The sequence below is a fragment of the Pseudomonas sp. BN417 genome, from assembly GCF_029871205.1.
In the GTDB taxonomy this organism is placed as follows: domain Bacteria; phylum Pseudomonadota; class Gammaproteobacteria; order Pseudomonadales; family Pseudomonadaceae; genus Metapseudomonas.
Map to the genome: position 1 here is coordinate 1 of NZ_SSOJ01000072.1, position 21,848 is coordinate 21,848.

The window sequence follows — 21,848 nt, forward strand, 5'->3', positions numbered from 1 at the left end:
GCGGTCGGGGCTGGAGTCGAGCTTGACGCCGAGCAGGCCGAGGGCATCGACGCCGACGCCGACGGTGCCTTCGGTAAAGCCGGATTCATAACGCAGGAGGAAACCCTGGGCCCACTCCTCGGCCTTGGACTGGGGCGCATTGTCCTGGCGGAAGTCGCGGTTGAAGTAGAAGTTGCGCAGTTCCAGGCTGGCCTTGCTGTCCTTGATGAACTCGGCCTGGGCAGGGGTGGCGGCGCCGATGGCGGTGCCGGTCAGCAGGAGCAGGGAAGAACAGAGACGGGTATGACGGGGCATGTTCTGATCTCTTGTTATTGTGGAAGCGGTTGTCTGGCGGACCGGAAACGGCAACCGCACAGCCGCGCAACTATTCACGGGCGAGCCGCCCATTGATATGCGCTGTACTACCGACCCCGGGTGCGTAGAACTACCGAGCTCCCCCGGACCGCGCTGCGAAGTGAGTGAACATGCAACTCAAGTACAAGATCGTGATCCTCAGCGTCCTGCCGCTCATCGCCTCGGTGCTGTTCATCTGCGTCCTGGTGTTCGCCCAGAGCCAGAAGCTGGAGGAAGAGCAGGCCAAGCTGGTGGAGAGCAGCATCATGGCGGCCAAGAAGGCCGAGCTGAAGAACTACCTGGGGCTGGCCCTGAGCCTGATCGCACCGCTGTACGACAGCGGCCGGAACGACGATTGGGCCCGGCAGCAAGCGCTGAACATGCTGGCGCGGGCGAACTTCGGCCTGGATGGCTACTTCTTCGTCTACGACCGCCACGGCAAGAACCTGATGCACCCCCGGCAGGCGAGCCTGGTGGGCAAGGAGCTCATCGGCATGAAGGACAAGAACGGCCTGCCGGTGATCCAGGCGCTGCTGGACAGCGCCCAGAAGGGCGATGGTTACCAGCTCTACACCTGGGAGAAACCGTCTTCCGGGCAGGTGACCGAAAAGCTCTCCTACGTGGTGATGCTGGATCGCTGGGGCTGGATGCTGGGCACTGGCATCTACATCGACGATGTCGAGGTGGCCACCCTCAAGTCGCGCCAGGAGGTGGCGTCGGGTGTGCTGACCACGGTGCTGGCGATCGCCTCCTTCTCGCTGATTGCGGTGCTGGTGGTGTTCACCGGCGGGCTGATGCTGAATTTCACCGAGCACCGCCTGGCTGACCGCAAGCTCTCCGCCCTCAACCAGCGTATCGTCCACCTGCAGGAAGAGGAGCGTTCGCGGGTATCCCGCGAGCTGCACGACGGCATCAGCCAGCAGCTGGTCTCCATCAAGTTCCAGTTCGAGCTGGCCAACCTGGAGTTGCAGAATGGGCAGGGCAAGGGACTGGACAACCTGCGCGCGGGCACGGCGCGCCTGGGCGAGGCCATTGGCGAGATCCGCCGTATCTCCCACGACCTGCGGCCGTCGCTGCTGGACACCCTCGGCCTGTCGCCGGCCATCGACCAACTGGTGCGCGAGTTCGAGCAGCGCACCACCATCCGCACCCAGTACGAACGCGAGCTGGACGACGCACAGGTGGACAAGGATGTATCCGTCACGCTGTTCCGCATCATCCAGGAGGCGCTGGGCAACATCGAACGCCACTCGCGGGCCAGCGCCGCTATAATCTCGCTCTCCACATCGAAGCGCGCGATCGCCCTGCGCGTGGAAGACAACGGGGTCGGATTCGATCCCGGCCTGATGGACAGGAGCCAGGGAATCGGCTTGCGCAACATCAGGGAACGGGTCGACCACCATCGTGGGACCTTCAGCATTTCTTCCTATCACGGCCGCACGGAGCTACAGGTCGAGATACCCGTGCAAAGCGCTTGAGCGCTAGAACCCCGAGGCCGTGATGAGCTTTCCCCACCCCATCAGAATCGCCCTGATCGACGACCACGTGCTGGTGCGCGACGGCGTGAAAGCCCTGCTGTCGGCGATGCCGCATTTCGAGGTGGTGGCCCAGGCCGAATCCGGCGCCGAGGCCCTGGAGCTGGTGGCCTCCACCGAACTGGACCTGCTGCTGGTGGACGTCGGCCTGAAGGACATGAACGGCCTGGAGCTGACGCGCAAGCTGTGCAGCCTCCACCCTGGCATCAAGATCCTCATCCTCAGCATGTACGACAACCAGGAGTACGTGCGCACCTCCATCAACGCCGGCGCCTTCGGCTACGTGCTGAAGAACGCGCCGTCCACCGAGCTGATCGCCGCCATCGAGGCGATAGTCGCCGGCGGCAGCTTCTATAGCCCGGAGATCGCCCGCAAGCTGGCCACCAACAGTCGCGACGAGAACGAACTGACGCCGCGCGAATTGCAGGTGCTGTCGATGATCGCCAAGGGCCTGAACAACAAGGAAGTAGCCCGCGAGCTGGATATCAGCGTGCGCACGGTGGAGACCTACCGCCTCAGCATCCGCCGCAAGCTCAACATCGACACCCCTGCCGCCCTGGTGAAGTACGCGCTGGAGCATGGGTTGATCTCAATCTGAGGATTAGCCCGCCTGCTCCCGGAGGGACGCCCTGTAGGAGCGAGCTTGCTCGCGAATGTCTTCGTGCGGTGGTTCGCCAGCAAGCTGGCTCCTACAAAAGGCAGCCCTGCAGTTCGTAGGGTGGACCACGCTTCACCGGTCCACCAGGCGAGGTTCCACCGCTGGTGGATGAGAAGAGCGTCATCCACCCTACGGCAGGACTGCGACCTGCATTCGCGATGAGCACTGGCCAACTGCCTAGAACAACGCCATCTGCTTGTCGATCAGCGAGGCGAAGTCATCTCCGACAAAGGGCAGGATGGCGTCGGCCACCGGCTGCAGCTGGCGGGTCAGGTAGTGGTCGTAGTCGATGGCGGAGCGGCGGGTTTCCAGCGGCTCGGGGCCGTTCACCGTGATCAGGTAGCTGATCCAGCCGCCGTTCTGGTACTGGCGCGGGCGGCCCTGGCGGTCGTTGAATTCGTCGGCCATGCGCGCGGCGCGGACGTGGGGCGGCACGTTGCGGGTGTAGTCGTCCAGTTGCCGGCGCAGGCGCTTGCGGTACACCAGCAGCTCGTCCAGTTCACCGGCCAGGGTCTGTTGCACGTAGTCGCGCACGTAATCCTGGTAGGGCTGGCGATTGAAGATGCGCTGGTAGAGCTCCTGCTGGAACTGCTGGGCCAGGGGCGACCAGTCGGTACGTACCGTCTCCAGCCCCTTGAAGACCATTTCCCGGCTGCCGTCCGCACGTACCACCAGCCCGGCGTAGCGTTTCTTGCTGCCTTCCTCGGCGCCGCGGATGGTCGGCATCAGGAAGCGCAGGTAGTGGGTTTCGTACTGCAGCTCCAGGGCGCTTTGCAGGCCGTATTCCCGCAGCAGGTGCTCGCGCCACCACTGGTTGACCTTCTGCACCAGGCTGCGGCCGATGCGCGCGGCGTCGTCCTCGTCGTGCAGGCGCTTGAGCCAGACGAAGGTGGAGTCGGTGTCGCCGTAGATCACGCTGTAGCCTTCGGCTTCGATCAGCTCGCGGGTGCGGCGCATGATCTCGTGGCCACGCAGGGTGATGGAGGAGGCCAGGCGCGGGTCGAAGAAGCGGCAGCCGCTGGAACCGAGCACGCCGTAGAAGGCGTTCATGATGATCTTCAGGGCTTGAGACAGCGGCTGGTTGTGTTCGCGCTTGGCGGTCTCGCGACCCTGCCAGACGCGCTCGACTATGGACGGCAGGCAATGCCGCGTGCGGGAGAAGCGCGCGCCGCGAAAACCCGGCACCGAATCGCTGTCATCGGGGTGGCGCAGGCCTTCCACCAGGCCGATCGGGTCGATCAGGAAGCTGCGGATGATCGAGGGGTAGAGGCTCTTGTAGTCGAGGACCAGTACGGATTCATAGAGGCCGGGGCGTGAGTCCATGACGAAGCCGCCGGGGCTGGCTTCGGGCAGCTTCTCGCCGAGGTTCGGCGCGACGAAGCCCTGGCGGTGCATCAGCGGCATGTACAGGTGGGTGAAGGCCGCCACCGAGCCGCCGCTGCGATCGGCGGGCAGGCCGGTGACGGTGGCGCGCTCCAGCAGGAAGGTGAGCAGTTCGGTTTTCTCGAAGATGCGCGTCACCAGCTCGCAGTCCTTGAGGTTGTAGCGCGCCAGGGCGGGCTTGTCCTCGGCGAACATGCGGTTGATCTCGTCCATGCGCTGGTAGGGCGTGTCGATCGCCTTGCCTTCGCCGAGCAGGGTCTGGGCCACGCTTTCCAGGCTGAAGGAGGGAAAGCTCCAGGTGGCCGAGCGCAACGCCTCGATGCCGTCGATGATCAGCCGCCCGGCGGCCTCCGCGAAGAAATGGTTGTTGCCGCTGCCATGCTCGCGCCAGCCCATGGGGTCGCCGCCGCGGCCAAGGCACAGCGGCACCTTCAGCTTCTCGGCGTGTGCCTGCAGCACGCGCAGGTCGAACTGCACCAGGTTCCAGCCGATGATGGCGTCCGGGTCGTGCTCGGCCAGCCATTGGTTGAGGGCTTCCAACAGTTCGGCGCGGCTGTCGCGGTAGTCGAGCTGGAAGTCCAGGGCGCCGGCCTCGCCATTGGCCGGACCGAGCATGTACACCTGGCGCTGGCCGCAGCCTTCCAGGGCGATGGAATAGAGCTCGCCGTGCTCGGTGGTTTCGATGTCCAGGGACACCAGCCGGAGGCGTGGGCGGTAGTCCGGCGCGGGTTTGAGCTGGGCGTCCAGCAACAGGCCGTTGGCGTCCGCCGTGCCGCCGAAGGCGACCGGGGCGGTGATGAAGCGCTCCATCAGGTAGCGTTCCGGCGGGCGGACATCGGCTTCGAAGACGTCGATGCCGGCCTTGCGCAGCGCCTTGTCCAGGCGCATCAGCTGGCGGTGCTGCTTACAGTACAGGCCGAGCACCGGGCGGTGCTGGAAGTCGCAGAGCGCCAGCGGGCGAAGCTCTGCATCGCGCTCGCTGTGCAGCAGGGTTTCGGCGCGTTCACGCTGCTCGACGGGAATGAAGGCCACGGAGGGTTGGCAGGGCAGGCGGACCTTTCGCGGGCCGGCGTCGGTGGCCAGCCAGAATTCGACTTCCGTCCCCTCGGGCGTGTCCCGCCAATGCCGGGTCAGGACAAAACCCTGCTGTAACTCCACCGCTGCAACCCCGGATGCTTGTTCCATGGCGCGATTCTACCCGTCATCGGCATCGCGCGCGCATTGGGCAAGGTGCTGGCCATACTGTCCAAATGGCATGAGGAAAATAATCTAAGCCATTGAATTGACAGCATACATTTTGTCCGAAGAGTCCGATTTTTCCTGGCCAGGACGAGGCTTTATTCTTTATCCTCCGCGCCTTTCCCCCGGCCTCGGAGACGACCATGCTGGATACCACCCTCGTACAACTCGAAGAGCTCGTCAGCGAGCTGCTGCAACAGAACCAGGCCATTGCCGACGACAACGCCCGCATTCGTGCCGAACTGCGCAAGGCCCGCGAAGAGAACGACAGCCTGCAACTCGCCGTGATGGAGCAGGAAGAGAAGAACAACGTCACCGCCGAGCGCCTGCAGGCCCTGGTCCGCCGCGTTAGCGACACCCGCGCCAGCGCATGAGTAACGACAGCGTCCGCGTGCTGAACATTCTGGGGCGCGAGTACAGCATCAAGGCCCCTCGCGGCGAAGAGCGCGTACTGCAGGACGCGGCAGCGGTGCTGCAGGCGGAGATCGCCGCCAACAAGAAGAAATTCCCCTACGTCACCAGCAACGAGCTGGTGGTGCTTTCCGCGCTCAACCTTTGTGCGCGCCAGCTGAGCGCCGGCGACAAGCCCCAGGATCCGGCCGATGTCGCCCAGCGCATCGCCGTAATCAACCGGCGCATCCGCGAGCAGCTGGAGTCCCAGGGCTCCTGACTGTAAGCGGCATCGTAGGATGGGTGGAGCGCAGCGATACCCATCGGCGCGGCATGATGGGTATTGGTTTACTCGCGGAACGCCGCCCGACCCATTCTTCGAGGGGCGTAGGGTGAGAATCCGCGTTGCGGATTTCCACCGCTCTGGTGGATAGAAAAGCGCTATCCACCCTACGAGAAAGCGGCCCTTCTTCAGCGCCGGTTTAGCCAGCACCAAATGAAACGGGCCCTTCCCCCGATGGGAAAGGGCCCGTTCACTGTGCGGTCAGCGGATGACGCGGAGGATGTCGGTGCGGTTGATTTCCGTCCGGCATTCTTCGTACCAGACCGGAATGGCTTCCTTCAGCAGCTCCTTGTCGCCGTCCAGCTTGAAGGGCATGGCGTAGCGCTTCTTGCGGTAGGCGTAGATGTAGTACATGCCGTCGCGGTAGAGGATGCGGTCAAAGGTGTAGAAGCCGATGTGCGAGCCGTTGCAGCGTGCGGTCAGTACCACGTCGCCTTCTTCGTAGGGCAGGGCGCCCTCGGCGCATTCATAGGTGAAGAACTCGCGGACATCATCCCAGGCCACGCCGTCGCTGCTGGACTTGAGGTACTTGCGCGCCTCGTCCTCGGACTGTTGCGAGTGGTCGCTGTACCAGATGAACAGCGGAATGCTCTGGTTGGTGTCGTCTTCCAGCCAGCTTTCGCTGTCCAGGTAATGCGCTGTGCGGGTCAGGCCCGCCTGCATGCGGCGGTGATGCTCCCGGTAGCCTTCCAGGGCCTCCTCGAAGGCCTGGGAGTTGCTGCACGCGAGCACGCCGTCGGTGCCCTTGAGCGCCTGGACCTTGGCCAGGTAGGCCTCATAGAGGGTGGCATCGGCGATCACCACGCAGGTGTCGCGAACCAGGCTGACGCCCACCTGGGTCAGGTTGGCGCTGCCGACGATGACGATGTCCGGCTCGATCAGGTAGAGCTTCCAGTTGACGCTCGCCTGGTAGCGGAAGTCGACCGACAGGGCCAGGGCCGGGTTGGCCTCGTTGACGCAGTGCTCGATGAAGTCTGGGGCGGTCAGCGAGTTGATGGTGCCGACCACAATGTCCAGCTGGTTGTCGTTCTCGATCAGGGTATCGATCAGGGGTTCGGTGCCGCTGGCGAAGGCGGAAACCATCGTGATCTTCTTTCCGCTCAGCTCGCCAAGATAGGTTTCCAGGCTGTCTTCGTAATCCAGAATTTCCATACAGTCTCCAGCGACATCATTTCAGCAATGGCAGCATTTTCGCACAGGCAAGGTTTTTGAGCAGTGCCTTGACATGCGCGCGGGCACGCAACCATCACTGTGACGCTTCGAGCGCGTCCCGAAGCACGGGGCTTCGGGGCTGGAGTGGATGGAGAAGAGCGCCGAGTCAGTCGCTACCTTCGGCGAACTCCCGCAGGGCGTCGCCATCCAGGCGGTAGCGCACCCATTCGTCCTGGGGCAGGGCGCCCAGAGAGCGGTAGAAGTCGATGGCCGGCTGGTTCCAGTCGAGCACGCTCCATTCCAAGCGGCCGCAGTCATTGGCGCGGGCCTCGCGGGCGATTTCCCGCAGAAGCCGGCGGCCGGCGCCTATGCCGCGCTGTTCCGGGGTGATGTAGAGGTCTTCCAGGTAGATGCCGTTGCGCCCCAACCAGGTGGAGTAGCTGTAGAAGTACACCGCGTAGCCGATCGGCTGGCCGCCCTGCAGGCAAATCAGGGCCCGGGCGGGTGCGTTGTCGGCGAAGAGGCTGCGACGGATGTCTTCGACGCTGGCGATGACCTCATGGCCGGCCCGCTCGTAGACCGCCAGCTCGGTGATGAAATCCAGGATATGTTGGGCATCGGCGGGCTGGGCGGGGCGGATCTCGACTTTCACTGCACTTCTCCGTTGGCGGTTGAGGCAGCCATGCTAGTGGCTTTGGTAGAGTGCATGAAGTGCATTTATCTCAGTAGAAAGTGAACACTATGCATTCAGTGCTGCGCCGTCTCGATCTCAACCTGCTCCTGGTCTTCGATGCCCTTTACCGCCACCGCAGTGTCACCACGGCCGCTGCCGAGGTGGCCATCAGCGCCTCGGCCTTCAGCCATGCCCTGGGCCGGTTGCGCGAAGCGCTGAATGACGAACTGTTCATCCGCCAGGGCAACCGGATGCACCCGACCCACCGCGCCGAACTGCTGGTGGAGCCGCTGACCATCGCCCTCAAGGCGCTGGCGGAGGGTTTAGGGCAGTGGGAGCCCTTTGTTCCGGCCAGCAGTCAGCGGACCTTCACCTTCGCCGCTACCGACTACACCGCCTTTGCCCTGTTGCCGGCGCTGATGCGGCGCCTGCAACGGGAGGCGCCGGGTATTCGCGTGCGCCTTGTGCAGTCCGAGCGCAAGGTGTCGATCGAGGACCTGGCCAGCGGCCGCATCGACTTCGCCCTGGGCTACAGCGAGGGGCGTGACCGGTTGCCCAGCGGGGTCGAGACTTTGGACTGGTTGACGGACCATTACCTGGTGATCGCCAGCCGGGACCACCCTCGGGTTCGCAATCCACTGGACCTGGCCGGCTACCTGCACGAGCGCCATGTGGTGGTGACGCCCTGGAACGAGACCAGCGGCGCCATCGACCACGTCCTGGACGGCATGGGATTGCAGCGGGAGGTGGCGGTGCAACTGCCGACGGTGATGGCGGCGCCTTTCATCGTAGGGGCGACCGAGCTGCTGATGACGGTGCCCGGGCACGCCGCCCGCACCTTGCAGCAGGTGGCCGGCGTCGAGCTCTATCCCGCACCCTTCGAGATCCCGCCCTATGCGTTGCGTCTCTACAGTCACGCCAAGTACGCCCGCAGCGACGCTCACGCCTGGATGCTCGAACAGCTGCGCGCCCTGCGCGAAGGCTAGCCGTCGCGCCAGCCGCTAAGCTTGGCGGATGACGCGGATTGCGGAGGGGCAGAGTGTGATCCTGCTGGCAAGCGTGATCCTGGCGTTGCTGATGGGCTTTGCCGTCCAGCGCGGCGGCACCTGCCTGGTGGCCGCGCTTGAGGAAGTGGTGCAGAAGCGCCGCTGGATGCGCCTTCGCGCGTTGCTGGAAACCTCCCTCTGGGTGCTCGGCGGTTTCGTCCTGTTGCGCGCCTTCAACCGCCTGCCCGAGGTGCCCATGGGCTATCCGCTGCACTGGCACGCTGCGCTGGGCGGCGCATTGCTCGGCGTGGGCGCCTTTATCAATGGCGGTTGCGCGTTCGGCGTGGTGGCGCGGATCGGCTCCGGGCAATGGGCCTGGCTGGCGACTCCGCCAGGCTTTCTCGCCGGCTTCGCCCTGGCCGGCCGGAGCCTGGGCATGACGTCGGCCATGCCGCTGGCGATTCCGGTCTGGCTGCAGCAGGTACCCATCGCACTGGTGCCCTTGATCATCGCTCTGCTCGTCGCACGCCTGGGCTGGCTGGCCTGGAACCGATACAACGGAACCACTGCGACCTCCATCTGGTCCCCGCACCATGCCACCATCGTCCTCGGCGTCGCCTTCCTGTTGCTGTTCGTCTGCGTGGGCGCCTGGGCCTACACCGATATCCTCGCCGAGCTGGCCACCGGCCGCTTCATGGAGCTGGGCCTGCGCGGCCTGCTGCTGCCGGCAATGTTCGCCGGGGCGCTGCTCGGTGGCTGGTCGGCGGGAATCTGGCAGCACCGTTGGCCGAGCCTGCTCACGCTGGCACGCTGTTTCGCAGGTGGGATGCTGATGGGGGTGGGTTCCAGCCTGGTACCGGGTGGCAATGACAGCCTGATCCTGTTCGGCATGCCGCTGCTCTGGCCCAACGCCTGGTTGGCATTCGGCTGCATGTGCCTGGTGGCGGTCGTGGCGATCTGGGGGGCGGGGAGGGTGGCCGCGCTGGCGAAACGGGCGTGAAGGTCATACCCCAGTCACGAAGAAGCCCGGCGATTGCCGGGCTCTTTCTATCGACTGTCGTCGCCTCAGGCGGCGGCGTCGAACTTCTTGCCTGTCGCTTTCTTCTGGACCTGCTGGCGGCATGCTTCGCCAAAGGCCTGGAAGATCTTCACCGAATCGGGGTTCTGCGCAGCCTGCCATTCCGGGTGCCACTGCACCGCGAAGAGGAAGGGCGAGAGGTTCGGTGCGTGGATGGCTTCGACCAGGCCGTCCTCGGCGTGGGCGATGGCTTCGATGCCCTTGCCGAGGTTTTTCAGGCCCTGGCCATGCAGCGAGTTGACGCGGATCTCGTCGGTCTCCAGCACCTTGTGCAGCCAGCTGCCTTGCTGGACGCGTACGCTGTGCACGGCGCTGTATTGCACGTCCACCGGGTCTTCCGGGTTTTCCCTGTGGTCGTTGAAGCCGGGTTCGGCGTAGACCTTCTGGTACATGTCGCCGCCCAGGGCGACGTTGATTTCCTGCATGCCGCGGCAGATGCCGAAGATCGGCAGGCCGCGCTCGAGAGCCGCGCGGATCAGGGGCAGGTCGAAGTTGTCGCGATCCTTGTCCTGGCCCTTGCCGGGAGTCTCGTTCTCCTGGCCGTAGAGCGACGGGTCGATGTTGCTGCCGGCGCCGGTCAGATAAACGCCGTCGACCATATCAAGGTATTGCTCGAGGTCTTCAGTGCCGCAGCAGGTGGGCACCAGGACAGGTACGCACTCGGACAGCTCTACCAGGGGAACGATGTATTTGTGGGTCATCACCTGGTAGTCATGGCCCTTGCGTTCCTGGGCGCCCATGGACATCAGGACGACGGGTTTGCGGAGGTTCTGTTTCTTATTGCCAATGTTGCTGTTGGACATATTTCACCTTGGGACAGGCTCAGCCTATCGTTGCTGTGCAGGCGCGCCGGTAAGGCCTGGCGCTACCTGAGATCTCGAGCACTGCCGGCAATCGTCGGGGCGATTTCCGGTCGAGACCTGCCATATAGCCTGCCAGAGCCGTTAAATATGTCAAACGAATGGGGCGGAAAACGTAAAAAATAATGTCCGATTTTTATCGATTTTTCACGACTAAATATTTGATAAATAAGGATAAATAGACTTTATCAAAAATATTTTCAGGTTCAGCATCTAAAACGAGTGTTCAGAATGCTGGACTTCTGCTCCTGAAATCGAAAGCCCCGTCCTAGAGCATGCTCGCCTTGTCCGGCCGCTCCGTGGGGGCGTACCTGCTGCCCCACCGTAGGGTGCGCTATGCGCACCGATAGCGGGATCAACCCCGCCGCCTCGCCCAACCCTTGGTGCGCGCGGCGCACCCTGCCGGGTCAGCTCCGTCGCCCCCGCCAGACACCACCCTTCGACTTCTGGCCTGGCTGCGCCTTTCATGCGATTTTCTGCGCGCATGAATCGCAAGGCAGCCCTTCCATGAACAACTCTGCAGTACAGCTTTTCTCCCGCGTCACTACCTTCGCCGCGTTACTGGCACTCGCCGCCTGCGGCACCCAGCGCCCGGAGGAGCCGGTCCTGCGGCCGGCCGAGGTGCGCGCCAAGGTAGTCCGCCTGCTGCCGGCGAAGACTCCCGACCGCAAGGGCTGGGCCGCCGATATCCAGGCGGCCTTCGCCGCCCAGGACATCTCGCCGAGCAATAGCAACCTCTGTGCGGTGCTGGCGGTTACCGAGCAGGAGTCCACCTACCAGGTGGACCCGCCGGTGCCGGGGCTGGCGAAGATCGCCCGGCAGGAGATCCTGCGCCGCGCCGGTAGCCTGCATGTCCCGGCATTCGTGGTGAACTCCGCGCTGCAGATCGATTCACCCACGGGCAAGACCTACAGCCAGCGGCTCAATTCCGCGCGTACCGAAAAGCAACTGAGCGCGATCTTCGACGATTTCATCGACATGGTGCCCCTGGGCCGGAAACTCTTCGGCAACTTCAACCCGGTGCATACCGGCGGGCCCATGCAGGTCAGCATCGCTTTCGCGGAAGCCAATGCGAAGGATTACCCCTACCCGGTGGACGGTTCCATCCGCCAGGAAGTCTTCACCCGGCGCGGCGGCATGTATTTCGGCATCGCTCACCTGCTGGGCTATCCGGCCAGCTACCCGAAGCCCCTGTATCGCTTCGCCGACTTCAACGCCGGCTGGTACGCCAGCCGCAATGCGGCCTTCCAGAACGCCGTGAGCCTGGCCTCGGGCATTCTCCTGGCGCTGGACGGCGACCTGGTCATCCACGGATCGAGCAAGGCCGGCTCCACGGAGCTCGCGGTGCGCGCATTGCAGAAGCAACTGGACCTCAGCGATTCCGCCATCCGCCGCGACCTGCTGAAAGGCGACAGCCAGGAATTCGAGGAAACCGACCTCTATGAGCGCGTCTTCGCCCTGGCCGACAAGGTCGAGCGGCGCAAGCTGCCTCGCTCGGTGATGCCCGGCATCGACCTGAAGAGCCCGAAGATCACCCGCAAGCTGACCACCGAGTGGTTCGCCAAGAGGGTGGACGAGCGTTACCAGCGCTGCATGAAACGCGCTTCGGGGAGCTGATCGGAGCCGTCGATCTCCTCGGCCACCAGGCCCTGGATGTGCCAAAGGTTGCGGTCGCGGATGCCGTGTTCCTCCAGCATGGTCACGGTGCGGAACAGGTACTGGGCCGCCGAGCCCCAGTGGCCGGCCGCCCTAGCCAGCACGTGGGCGACCTGGGCCGGCGGCAATCTGCCGGCATAGGCATTGCCATCGCGGGCGGCGACGAAGGCCAGGGCGCGCAACAGCCCCTGGCCGGTCCTGACGGCAATCCAGTGCGGCACATTGGTGGGCGGGTTGGCATCTATCTCCCGAGCCAGCAGTTGCACCAACTGCCCGCGATGGTCCCGGTCCGGTAGCCGGTAGGCCATGCCCTGGCAACTGCCGCCCCGGTCAAGGGCCAGCATCAGCGCCGGAAAGTCCCGCGTCCCACGCCAGCGGGTCAGCTTCAGGCAGAAGGATCGGTGCCAGCCGAAGGCCGTGGCGCGGCAACTCTCGACAAAATCGAACTCGGGGTTCCAGATCAGCGACCCGTAAGCGAATACCCAGAGTTCGGTCGGCCGGTACGCGGACAGGAGTGCATCGGCCATGGCCGCGAACTCGGCTTCAGTGTGTTCCCGCGTGCCGGGTTCGGGGCCCGGGTCCGGTTCCATCCGCTCGACGCGGGCGACGAGCTCGGCGGTCAGCTTCCGCGTGCCATTGGCCATTGCGACTGCACCCCCGCAGTGACTGGGTAGTGGAGCCTAGCCCAAGGCGGCGACGGGACGTCCTTATGCTCAGAACACTTGCGCATAGGGGCTATTCCCGATGGGAGTGACCCGGCGTCGGCAAGCAAAGCCTGCATCAGGGCGCCGAGGTCGGCGCGCCTTCGTCCTGCAGTTCCTTCCACAGCAGTCGCGCTGGAGCCGAGAGCTGGGCGCCATGGCGGATCACTACCGAATAGGGCTCGCTGCGCGAATGCAGCGAGAGGGGCAGGGTAGTCAGCGTATCGAGTTTCAGCGCGGCTTCGGCTACCTCCACGGGCATCAGTGCGACCAGCCGCGGGTTCTGGCGGAGCAGTATCAGGGTGGTGAGGGTAGACGCGGTTTCCACGGGGTAGCGGGGAAACTCCAGGCCGGCCTGGCTGAACTCGCGCTCCAGCACCAGGCGCATGGGCATGTTGGCCGGGTAGACCACCCAGGGAAAGGCGGCCAGCTGCTCGAGTTCCAGGCGCGGCGCGCCGGCCAGGGGGTGGGCCGGATTGGCGACCACCCGCAGCTGCTCCTGGTAGAGCTCCAGGCAGTCGTAGGCGTCCGGGCGCTGGCTGACGCTGGTGCGGCAGACGGCGAGATCCAGGCGGCCCTGGTCGATCAGCCCGAGCAGGCGGGCGCTGGTGTCTTCCACCACCTCCACCGACAGTTCCGGCTGGGCCTCGCGCAGGCGCTCCAGGCTGCGCACCAGCAGCGGTACCGCACCCATGACCGCGCCGACCGACAGGCGGCCGCCCTGGCCCTGGAGGATGCCGATCATCTCTTCCCGCAGGTGCGCCAGGTCGGTATGGATCAGCCGCGCGTAGCGAATGGCGCAGCGTCCCAGGTCGTTGGGCGCAAGGCCCTGGCTGGTGCGCTCGAACAGGCGCGCGCCGAAGGCCGCCTCGATTTCATTGAGCGCCTTGGTGGCGCCGGGCTGGGTGATGGCGACCTGCTCGGCGGCCTTGTGCAGGGAGCCCTGTTCATCCAGGGCGATGAGCAGGCGCAGCTGTTTCAAGCGCAAGCGGGAAACCAGGGCGGGGAGGGAGGCGATCATGGGGGATGACGGAAAGTTATCACTGGATCAGGAGCTCTCATTAGGCAGGCTGCCGGGCGATTCGTAAAGTGCCGGCCACTACCTCCCGCAACGAGAGCCACCGCCATGAGACTGATCCAGTTCGAGACCGCCACCGGCCAGCGTCACGTCGGCGTGATCGAGGGCGAGCAGGTCCAGGTCCTGCGCGCCACCGCCACCACCCGCGAACTCGCCCTGGCCGCCGTCGCTGCCCGCCACAGCCTGAAGGACGAAGTGCTGGCCCGTGGCTGCGAGCCCGGGCCGCTGTACCAGGAGCTGCTGGAGGCCGGCCGCGTGCTGCCGCCGCTGGATCATGCCGACCCGGCCCACTGCCTGATCAGCGGTACCGGCCTGACCCACCTGGGCAGCGCTTCTACCCGCGACAAGATGCACCAGCAGAAGGCTCAGGACGAGTCGACCATGACCGACACCATGCGCATGTTCAAATGGGGCGTGGAGGGCGGCAAGCCCGGCGCGGGACGGGTCGGCGCCCAGCCGGAATGGTTCTACAAGGGCGACGGCGGCATCGTGGTGCGCCCGGGGGAGAGCTTCCCGGTACCAAGCTTCGCCGAGGATGCCGGCGAGGAGCCGGAACTGGTCGGCCTCTACGTGGTAGGCGATGACGGCCGGCCCTATCGCCTGGGCTTTGCCCTTGGCAATGAGTTTTCCGACCATGTCACCGAGCGTCGCAGCTACCTCTACCTGGCGCATTCGAAGCTGCGCTTCTGCTCCTACGGCCCGGAACTGCGGGTGGGCGAGCTGCCGGCGCACCTGGCCGGCGTCAGCCGCATCCGTCGCGACGGCGAAGTGATCTGGGAGAAGGAATTCCTCTCCGGCGAGGACAACATGTGCCACAGCCTGGAGAACCTCGAGTACCACCATTTCAAGTACCGCCAGTTCCTGCGCCCGGGCGATGTGCACGTCCACTACTTCGGTACCGCGACGCTGTCCTTCGCCGATGGCATCAAGGCCCGGCCCGGCGACACCTTCGAAATCGAGATGAGCGAGTTCGGCGCGCCCCTGCGCAACGGCATCGCCATCGACCGCGACCCCCTGGAGCCCGGCGCGGTACCGGCGCTCTGAACCGCAGCGCCGCGGGCCAGCCCGCGGCGCCGCGTGCGCATTTCAGCCGCGCACCCACCAGGCGCGCGCCTTGCGCTTCCCACCCATAGCCCGCTGCCTTTTGCGGCGGCACCCTTAACCCATCAGGTCAGGGAGTAGAAGATGACTGTCATCACCGGTTGGAACTTCATCGCCGGCGGCCGCAGCGCCGCTGGCAGCCAGATCCTGCAGAGCTTCGACGCCACCAGCGGCGAGGCGCTGCCCTACGGCTTCCACCAGGCCACCGAGGCCGAGGTGGACGCCGCCGCCCGCGCCGCCGAGGCCGCCTATCCGGCCTACCGCAACCTGCCCGCCAGCCGGCGCGCCGAGTTCCTCGACGCCATAGCCGATGAGCTGGACGCCCTGGGCGAGGACTTCATTGCCACTGTCTGCCGCGAAACCGCGCTGCCCCCGGCGCGCATCCAGGGCGAACGCGGCCGCACCAGCGGCCAGATGCGCCTGTTCGCGACCGTGCTGCGACGCGGCGACTTCTATGGCGCGCGCATCGATCGCGCCTTGCCGGAGCGCCAGCCGCTGCCGCGCCCGGACCTGCGTCAATACCGCATTGGCCTGGGGCCGGTGGCCGTGTTCGGTGCCAGCAACTTCCCGCTGGCGTTCTCCACCGCCGGTGGCGACTCCGCCGCCGCCCTGGCTGCCGGCTGCCCGGTCGTGTTCAAGGCCCATAGCGGCCACATGGCGACGGCCGAGTGGGTGGCCGACGCCATCCTGCGCGCCGCCGGGAAGACCGGCATGCCCGCCGGCGTATTCAACATGGTCTATGGTGCCGGCGTTGGCGAATGGCTGGTCAAGCACCCGTCGATCCAGGCCGTGGGCTTCACCGGTTCGCTGCGTGGCGGCCGAGCCCTCTGCGACATGGCGGCGGCGCGCCCGCAGCCGATCCCGGTATTCGCCGAGATGTCCAGCATCAACCCCGTGCTGCTGCTGCCGGAGGCAATGAAAGCCCGGGGCGAGCAGGTCGCCGCCGACCTGGCAGCCGCCGTGGTGCTCGGGGCAGGGCAGTTCTGCACCAATCCGGGTCTGGTGATCGGTATCCGTTCGCCGGAGTTCAGCGCCTTTCTCCAGCGCTTCGCCGCGCTGATGGGCGACCAGCCGGCCCAGACCTTGCTCAACGCCGGTGGTCTCAAGAGCTACTGCCACGGCCTCGACAACCTCCATCAGCACCCCGGCATCACCCATCTAGCCGGTGCGAAACAGGAAGGCGGCAAGGCCCAGGCTCAGCTGTTCAAGGCCGACGCCAGCCTGCTGTTGGAAGGTGACGAGCTGCTGCAGGAAGAAGTCTTCGGCCCGGCGACCGTGGTGGTCGAAGTGGCGGACAAGGCCGAACTGGTCCGGGCGCTGCAAGGCCTGCGCGGGCAGCTGACGGCCACCCTGATCGCCGAACCGGCGGACCTGGATGCCTATGGCGACCTGCTCGGCCTGCTGGAGCAGAAGGCCGGGCGCCTGCTGCTCAACGGCTACCCCACGGGTGTGGAGGTCTGCGATGCCATGGTCCATGGCGGCCCCTATCCGGCCACCTCGGATGCGCGCGGCACTTCGGTGGGGACGCTCGCCATCGACCGCTTCCTGCGCCCGGTGTGCTACCAGAACTACCCGGACCAGTTGCTCCCCGACGCCTTGAAGAACGCCAATCCCCTGGGCATCCAGCGCCTGGTGGATGGCAAAAGCAGCCACCAGGCGTTCTAAGGGGCATCCCAAGGACGTACGCCCGGCAAGTTCTTTATGGCTTTTGCACGGCAGGCCACCGAACGTGGTCGGGCTGAACCCCGATGGTGGACCGGTGAAGCGTGGTCCACCCTGCGAAAGCCCCCGCAACTGGCACCGCTTCGCGGCTAGACCAGCACCTGGCGGGTGCTGGCGATCAGGTCGTGAACCTGGTCAACGACCTGCGGCTCCGTTGGCGTTTCCGGGCCGCGGCCTCGCGGGCATGGCAGGCTCGGGGTGGTTCCGAACAGGCGGCAGATCAGCGGGCGCTGGTCATAGACTTCGCAGCCCTGTGGGCCGAGGTGCACGCAGTTCCAATGGGCAAGAGCGGCGTCGTGTTCGGCGTCGCTTTTCACCGGTAGCCGCGACATTTCCTCCGACGAGGCCGTCACCGGCCCGCAACAATCGTGACAGCCGGGCACGCAGGCGAAATTCGGGATCTGCCGGCGCAGCTGGTCGATCTTTCGGCTGGTACAGCTCATTTGCTAGGCCTGGGCACGTCGGTGCTCCCTTAGAGCGGCGTCAGCTCGTTCATCACGGTATCCAGGGCTACCCGGGTGTCGTCGAGTTGCACCAGGGAGGCGTGGCGGGCGCCCAGGGCATCGCGATTCTTGATCGCCGTAAGGATGGCCTTGTGGCGCGGCAGGCTGAGCTGCTGGGTATTGGGACGCAGGTTGGTGACGGTGATTGACTCGCGCAGCGGCAGCGAAAGCATGTTGCACATGTAGGCGAGCAGATCGTTGTGGGTGGCTTCGGCGATGGCGCGGTGGAAGTCCAGGTCCGGCTGCAGCAATTGCTCGCGGGTCTGGGCAGCTTCCATGCGCCGGTAGGCGTCTTCGATCGCGGCGATGTCTTCCTCGGTTGCGGTGGTGGCCGCCAGCGCGGCGATCTCCGGTTCGAGGATCCGCCGTACGCCAACCAGGGTGTTGAAGAACTCGCTCTGCGGGGTGCTCTGCACCAGCCAGTAGAGGACGTCCGGGTCCAGCAGGTGCCATTCGGCGCGGGGGCGCACCACGGTGCCGACACGCGGCTTGGAATAGACCAGGCCCTTGGCGGTCAGCACGCGGGTGGCTTCGCGCAGCACCGGCCGGCTGACCTTGTATTCCTCGCAGAGCGTCGCCTCCAGCGGCAGCTTCTCTTCGGGTTTGAAGCGGCCGGAGACGATGTGCATCCCCAGTTCCTGGACGATGCGGGCGTGCATGCTCTTGCGGGGCTTGGGTGTCTGGTAATCCATGGAAGAAGCGCTGGTCCGTGATGATGCCGCGCATCATAGCATCGCTCCCTCGCCGATTCCGGAGAGCCGGCGAGAGGTCGGGTGGGCACCGGGCCGGCCGGCGCCCCGGGGGCTCAATGGGAATGGCGCGGCACGGCCGAACCGCGGCAACCGACCAGGAAGTCGAAGTCGCAGCCCTGATCGGCCTGCATCACGTGGTCGACGTAAAGGCGCGCATAGCCGCTGTCGAAGATCTTCGCGCTGGTGTCCGGTTGCAGGTCGGACAGGCGCGCCTGCAGCTCCTCGTCGCTGATATCCAGGTGCAGGCGGCCGCTGGCGCAGTCCAGCTCGATGAAGTCGCCATTGCGCACCGCGGCCAGCGGACCGCCGGCGGCGGCTTCCGGCGCCACGTGGAGCACCACCGTGCCGTAGGCGGTGCCGCTCATGCGCGCGTCGGAGATGCGCAGCATATCGGTGACGCCCTTGGCCAGTACCTTGGGAGGCAGGCCCATGTTGCCCACCTCGGCCATGCCCGGATAGCCCTTGGGCCCGGCATTCTTCAGCACCAGCACGCAGCTTTCGTCGACGTCCAGATCCGGGTCGGCGATGCGTGCCTTGTAGTCGTCGAAGTTCTCGAAGACCACGGCGCGGCCGCGGTGCTGCATCAGCGCCGGCGTGGCGGCCGAGGGTTTGAGCACGGCGCCGCGCGGGGCCAGGTTGCCGCGCAGGATGCACAAGCCACCGTCCTCCACCAGGGGTTTGTCCAGCGGGCGGATGACTTCCTCGTCGTACTGCGGCGCGGCCTGGCAGTTGCTCCAGATGCTTTTGCCGTTGGCGGTGAGTGCCTGCGGATTGGGCAGCAGGCCGGCTTCGCCCAGGCGACGGATCACCGCGGGCAGGCCGCCAGCGTAGTAGAACTTTTCCATCAGGAAGCGCCCGGACGGCTGCAGGTCCACCAGGGTCGGGGTGCCCTTGCCGACGCGGGTCCAGTCTTCCAGGTCCAGCTCCACACCGATGCGCCCGGCGATGGCCTTGAGGTGGATCACCGCGTTGGTCGAACCGCCGATGGCGGCGTTGACCTTGATGGCGTTCTCGAATGCGGCCTTGGTGAGGATCTTCGACAGGCGCAGGTCCTCGTGGACCATATCGACGATGCGCATGCCGGAGAGGTGGGCGAGCACGTAGCGGCGCGAGTCCACCGCCGGAATCGCCGCATTGTGCGGCAGCGAGGTGCCCAGGGCCTCGGCCATGCAGGCCATGGTTGAGGCGGTGCCCATGGTGTTGCAGGTGCCCGCCGAGCGGGACATGCCGGCCTCGGCGGAGAGGAACTCGTTGAGATCGATCTCGCCGGCCTTATAGGCCTCGTGCATCTGCCAGACGATGGTGCCGGCGCCGATGTCCTTGCCCTTGTGCTTGCCGTTCAGCATCGGCCCGCCGGTGACCACTATGGCCGGCACGTCGCAGCTGGCCGCGCCCATCAGCAGGGCAGGGGTGGTCTTGTCGCAGCCGGTGAGCAGCACCACGGCATCCACCGGGTTGCCGCGTATCGCCTCTTCCACGTCCATGCTGGCCAGGTTGCGGGTGAGCATCGCGGTGGGGCGCAGGTTGGATTCGCCGCTGGAAAAGACCGGGAATTCCACCGGGAAGCCGCCGGCCTCCAGCACGCCCTTCTTCACGTGCTCGGCGATCTTGCGGAAGTGGGCGTTGCAGGGCGTCAGCTCGGACCAGGTGTTGCAGATGCCGATGATAGGCTTGCCCTGGAATTCGTGGTCCGGGATGCCCTGGTTCTTCATCCAGCTGCGGTACATGAAGCCGTTCTTGTCGGCGGTGCCAAACCATTGGGCGGAGCGGAGCGGGGTTTTCTTCTCAGTCATGGCGCGGTCAACTCTTATTGTATGACTATTTCGTGGGGCTGTTGCTGAATCTACTCCATGGAAAGCCATTTTGAAATCGTTGCGCTGTAAAAAGTATTACTATATCGTCTCGATCACTTGGCTGAGACCGGTGCCTTGCCATGCACCGGCCGGACCGAGGCAACCGACCCATAACAACAACAAGCTGGAGAACCGCCATGAATCCGGAAGCTCGGATCATTCGCACGCTCACGCTCAGGTTGATTCCCTTCCTGATCCTGCTCTACCTCGTCGCCTTCATCGACCGCTCCGCCGTGGGCTTCGCCAAGCTGCACATGAATGCCGACCTCGGCATCAGCGACATGGCGTACGGCTTCGGCGCCGGCCTGTTCTTCATCGGCTACTTCATCTTCGAAGTCCCCAGCAACCTGCTGCTCGAGCGCTACGGCGCGCGGCGCTGGTTCGCGCGCATCCTGATCACCTGGGGCGCGATCACCGTCTGCATGGCGCTGGTGCAGGGGGCCTACAGCTTCTATGCCATGCGCTTCCTGCTGGGCGCGGCGGAGGCGGGCTTCTTCCCCGGCGTGCTGTACTACATCACCCGCTGGTACCCGGTGCGCCACCGCGGCAAGGTGCTGGGCTTCTTCATCCTGTCCCAGCCCATCGCCCTGATGGTCACCGGGCCCCTGGCGGGCGCGCTGCTGGGCATGAACGGCATCGCCGGGCTGGCCGGGTGGCAGTGGCTGTTCATCATCATCGGCGTGCCGGCCATCCTGCTGGCCTGGCCGACCCTGAAATTGCTGCCGGACAAGCCCAAGGATGCCCGCTGGCTGGCCGAGGCAGACCGCAAATGGCTGTCCTCCGAGCTGGAAAAGGACCGCAAGGAATACGGCCAGACCGAGCACGCCAACCCGCTGCGCGCACTCACCGACCGCCGCGTGCTGCTGCTGGCCTTGCTGTACCTGCCGAGCACCCTGAGCACTTATGGCCTGGGCCTGTGGCTACCGACCCTGGTGCACCAGTTCGGCGGCAGCGACCTGACCACCGGGTTCATCTCGGCGGTGCCCTATATCTTCGGGGTCATCGGCCTGCTGATCGTGCCGCGCAGCTCCGACCGCCTGAACGACCGCTACGGCCACCTCACGGCGCTCTACATACTCGGTTCCGTGGGCCTGTTCCTCAGCGCCTGGCTGGCCTCGCCGGTGCTGCAGCTGATGGCCCTGTGCCTGACCGCCTTCAGCCTGTTCTCGGTCACCGCGATCTTCTGGGTGCTGCCGGGCCGTTTCCTCACCGGCGCCAGCGCGGCTGCGGGCATCGCGCTGATCAATTCCTTCGGCAACCTGGGCGGCTATATCGGCCCGTTCGGCATCGGCGCCCTGAAGCAGTACACCGGCACCCTGTCTTCCGGCCTGTACTTTCTTTCCGCCGTGTTGATCAGCGGCGTGCTGCTGACCCGGATCGTTTACACCCATCTGGAAAAGAAGGCCTCCGCCGCGCGCCCTACGGCGCTTGAACAGGCTTCCTGATACCTCGGCGGGCAGGGATGCCCGCCGCCCTGGAGCACTTGCATGAGTAGAAAGCTGAAAGTCGCCATCATCGGTTCCGGCAACATCGGCACCGACCTGATGATCAAGGTGCTGCGCAATGCGCAGCATCTGGAAATGGGCGCCATGGTCGGCATCGACCCGGCGTCCGACGGTCTGGCCCGCGCAGCACGACTGGGCGTGGCCACTACCCATGAAGGCGTGGAGGGCCTGACCCGCCTGCCGATCTTCGACGAGATCGACTTCGTCTTCGATGCCACCAGTGCGTCGGCGCACGTGAAGAATGACGCCTTGCTGCGGGGCCACAAGCCCGGTCTTCGTGTGATCGACCTGACCCCGGCCGCAATCGGTCCGTATTGCGTGCCGGTGGTCAACCTGGAGCAGCACCT

General features: G+C 65.5%; 20 protein-coding genes and 1 pseudogene. 11 read left to right on the plus strand and 10 right to left on the minus strand.

All coding sequences use genetic code 11. The features are described from left to right. A partial coding sequence (locus tag E8F11_RS08000; protein ID WP_280288308.1) for an OprD family outer membrane porin occupies positions 1 to 294 on the minus strand: 294 nt, incomplete at its 3' end. A gap of 170 nt (positions 295 to 464) precedes the next feature. Between E8F11_RS08000 and E8F11_RS08005 the strand changes: the two genes are divergently transcribed. Both E8F11_RS08005 and E8F11_RS08010 read left to right on the plus strand, forming a co-directional pair. Continuing rightward, positions 465 to 1,811: a cache domain-containing protein gene (locus E8F11_RS08005; RefSeq protein WP_280288309.1), complete on the plus strand. Its 1,347-nt coding sequence runs from the start codon at positions 465 to 467 to the stop codon at positions 1,809 to 1,811. A gap of 22 nt (positions 1,812 to 1,833) precedes the next feature. Then, entirely contained in the window at positions 1,834 to 2,466 is a 633-nt protein-coding gene (locus tag E8F11_RS08010; RefSeq protein ID WP_280288310.1) for a response regulator transcription factor, read from the plus strand. Positions 2,467 to 2,703: 237 nt separating this feature from the next. On the opposite strand, the gene E8F11_RS08015 is transcribed toward E8F11_RS08010, so the two are convergent. After that, positions 2,704 to 5,067 (minus strand): DNA polymerase II, encoded by a 2,364-nt coding sequence (locus E8F11_RS08015; RefSeq protein ID WP_280288327.1) that lies wholly within the window; start codon positions 5,065 to 5,067, stop codon positions 2,704 to 2,706. A gap of 224 nt (positions 5,068 to 5,291) precedes the next feature. On the opposite strand from E8F11_RS08015, the gene E8F11_RS08020 reads away from it, so the two are divergent. After that, positions 5,292 to 5,522, plus strand: coding sequence for a hypothetical protein (locus E8F11_RS08020; protein ID WP_280288311.1), 231 nt, complete (start codon positions 5,292 to 5,294; stop codon positions 5,520 to 5,522). Further along, positions 5,519 to 5,818, plus strand: coding sequence for a cell division protein ZapA (locus E8F11_RS08025; protein WP_280288312.1), 300 nt, complete (start codon positions 5,519 to 5,521; stop codon positions 5,816 to 5,818). Before E8F11_RS08020 ends, E8F11_RS08025 begins: the two co-directional genes overlap by 4 nt. A 264-nt stretch (positions 5,819 to 6,082) precedes the next feature. Here the strand turns inward: E8F11_RS08025 and E8F11_RS08030 are convergent, their stop codons facing one another. Together E8F11_RS08030 and E8F11_RS08035 are read right to left on the minus strand one after the other, a co-directional pair. Beyond that, entirely contained in the window at positions 6,083 to 7,033 is a 951-nt protein-coding gene (locus E8F11_RS08030; protein ID WP_280288313.1) for a phospholipase D-like domain-containing protein, read from the minus strand. Between the two features lie 166 nt (positions 7,034 to 7,199). After that, the gene (locus tag E8F11_RS08035) at positions 7,200 to 7,685 is read right to left on the minus strand and encodes a GNAT family N-acetyltransferase (protein ID WP_280288314.1); all 486 of its coding nucleotides are present in this window, start codon (positions 7,683 to 7,685) and stop codon (positions 7,200 to 7,202) included. 89 nt (positions 7,686 to 7,774) lie between these two features. Between E8F11_RS08035 and E8F11_RS08040 the strand changes: the two genes are divergently transcribed. After that, positions 7,775 to 8,692, plus strand: coding sequence for a LysR family transcriptional regulator (locus E8F11_RS08040; protein ID WP_280288315.1), 918 nt, complete (start codon positions 7,775 to 7,777; stop codon positions 8,690 to 8,692). Between the two features lie 55 nt (positions 8,693 to 8,747). Next, positions 8,748 to 9,692, plus strand: coding sequence for a YeeE/YedE thiosulfate transporter family protein (locus tag E8F11_RS08045; RefSeq protein ID WP_280288316.1), 945 nt, complete (start codon positions 8,748 to 8,750; stop codon positions 9,690 to 9,692). Positions 9,693 to 9,757: 65 nt separating this feature from the next. On the opposite strand, the gene E8F11_RS08050 is transcribed toward E8F11_RS08045, so the two are convergent. Then, positions 9,758 to 10,573, minus strand: a complete 816-nt coding sequence (locus E8F11_RS08050; RefSeq protein WP_280288317.1) for a type 1 glutamine amidotransferase — start codon at positions 10,571 to 10,573, stop codon at positions 9,758 to 9,760. A gap of 564 nt (positions 10,574 to 11,137) precedes the next feature. Between E8F11_RS08050 and E8F11_RS08055 the strand changes: the two genes are divergently transcribed. Continuing rightward, positions 11,138 to 12,247, plus strand: coding sequence for a DUF1615 domain-containing protein (locus E8F11_RS08055; protein ID WP_280288318.1), 1,110 nt, complete (start codon positions 11,138 to 11,140; stop codon positions 12,245 to 12,247). Here E8F11_RS08055 and E8F11_RS08060 read toward each other — a convergent pair. Both E8F11_RS08060 and E8F11_RS08065 read right to left on the minus strand, forming a co-directional pair. Then, positions 12,211 to 12,930: a gamma-glutamylcyclotransferase gene (locus E8F11_RS08060; RefSeq protein WP_280288319.1), complete on the minus strand. Its 720-nt coding sequence runs from the start codon at positions 12,928 to 12,930 to the stop codon at positions 12,211 to 12,213. The genes E8F11_RS08055 and E8F11_RS08060 overlap by 37 nt on opposite strands. Positions 12,931 to 13,066: 136 nt before the next feature. Continuing rightward, positions 13,067 to 14,008, minus strand: coding sequence for a LysR family transcriptional regulator (locus E8F11_RS08065; RefSeq protein WP_280288320.1), 942 nt, complete (start codon positions 14,006 to 14,008; stop codon positions 13,067 to 13,069). A gap of 105 nt (positions 14,009 to 14,113) precedes the next feature. Between E8F11_RS08065 and araD1 the strand changes: the two genes are divergently transcribed. Both araD1 and E8F11_RS08075 read left to right on the plus strand, forming a co-directional pair. Beyond that, positions 14,114 to 15,109 (plus strand): AraD1 family protein, encoded by a 996-nt coding sequence (gene araD1 / locus E8F11_RS08070; RefSeq protein WP_280288321.1) that lies wholly within the window; start codon positions 14,114 to 14,116, stop codon positions 15,107 to 15,109. Between the two features lie 141 nt (positions 15,110 to 15,250). Then, positions 15,251 to 16,831 carry an aldehyde dehydrogenase (NADP(+)) gene (locus E8F11_RS08075; protein ID WP_280288322.1) on the plus strand — a complete coding sequence of 527 codons (1,581 nt, stop codon included), beginning with the start codon at positions 15,251 to 15,253 and terminating at the stop codon, positions 16,829 to 16,831. A gap of 146 nt (positions 16,832 to 16,977) precedes the next feature. Here the strand turns inward: E8F11_RS08075 and E8F11_RS08080 are convergent, their stop codons facing one another. From E8F11_RS08080 to E8F11_RS08090, 3 genes are all read right to left on the minus strand, one after another. Continuing rightward, positions 16,978 to 17,331 (minus strand): YkgJ family cysteine cluster protein, encoded by a 354-nt coding sequence (locus tag E8F11_RS08080; RefSeq protein ID WP_280288323.1) that lies wholly within the window; start codon positions 17,329 to 17,331, stop codon positions 16,978 to 16,980. 29 nt (positions 17,332 to 17,360) lie between these two features. Continuing rightward, positions 17,361 to 18,083 carry a FadR/GntR family transcriptional regulator gene (locus E8F11_RS08085; protein WP_280288324.1) on the minus strand — a complete coding sequence of 241 codons (723 nt, stop codon included), beginning with the start codon at positions 18,081 to 18,083 and terminating at the stop codon, positions 17,361 to 17,363. Between the two features lie 113 nt (positions 18,084 to 18,196). Next, the gene (locus tag E8F11_RS08090; RefSeq protein WP_280288325.1) at positions 18,197 to 19,936 is read right to left on the minus strand and encodes an IlvD/Edd family dehydratase; all 1,740 of its coding nucleotides are present in this window, start codon (positions 19,934 to 19,936) and stop codon (positions 18,197 to 18,199) included. Positions 19,937 to 20,133: 197 nt separating this feature from the next. Between E8F11_RS08090 and E8F11_RS08095 the strand changes: the two genes are divergently transcribed. Further along, positions 20,134 to 21,441 (plus strand): MFS transporter, encoded by a 1,308-nt coding sequence (locus E8F11_RS08095; protein ID WP_280288326.1) that lies wholly within the window; start codon positions 20,134 to 20,136, stop codon positions 21,439 to 21,441. Between the two features lie 42 nt (positions 21,442 to 21,483). Beyond that, positions 21,484 to 21,848: pseudogene (locus E8F11_RS08100) on the plus strand (acetaldehyde dehydrogenase); the annotation flags it as partial.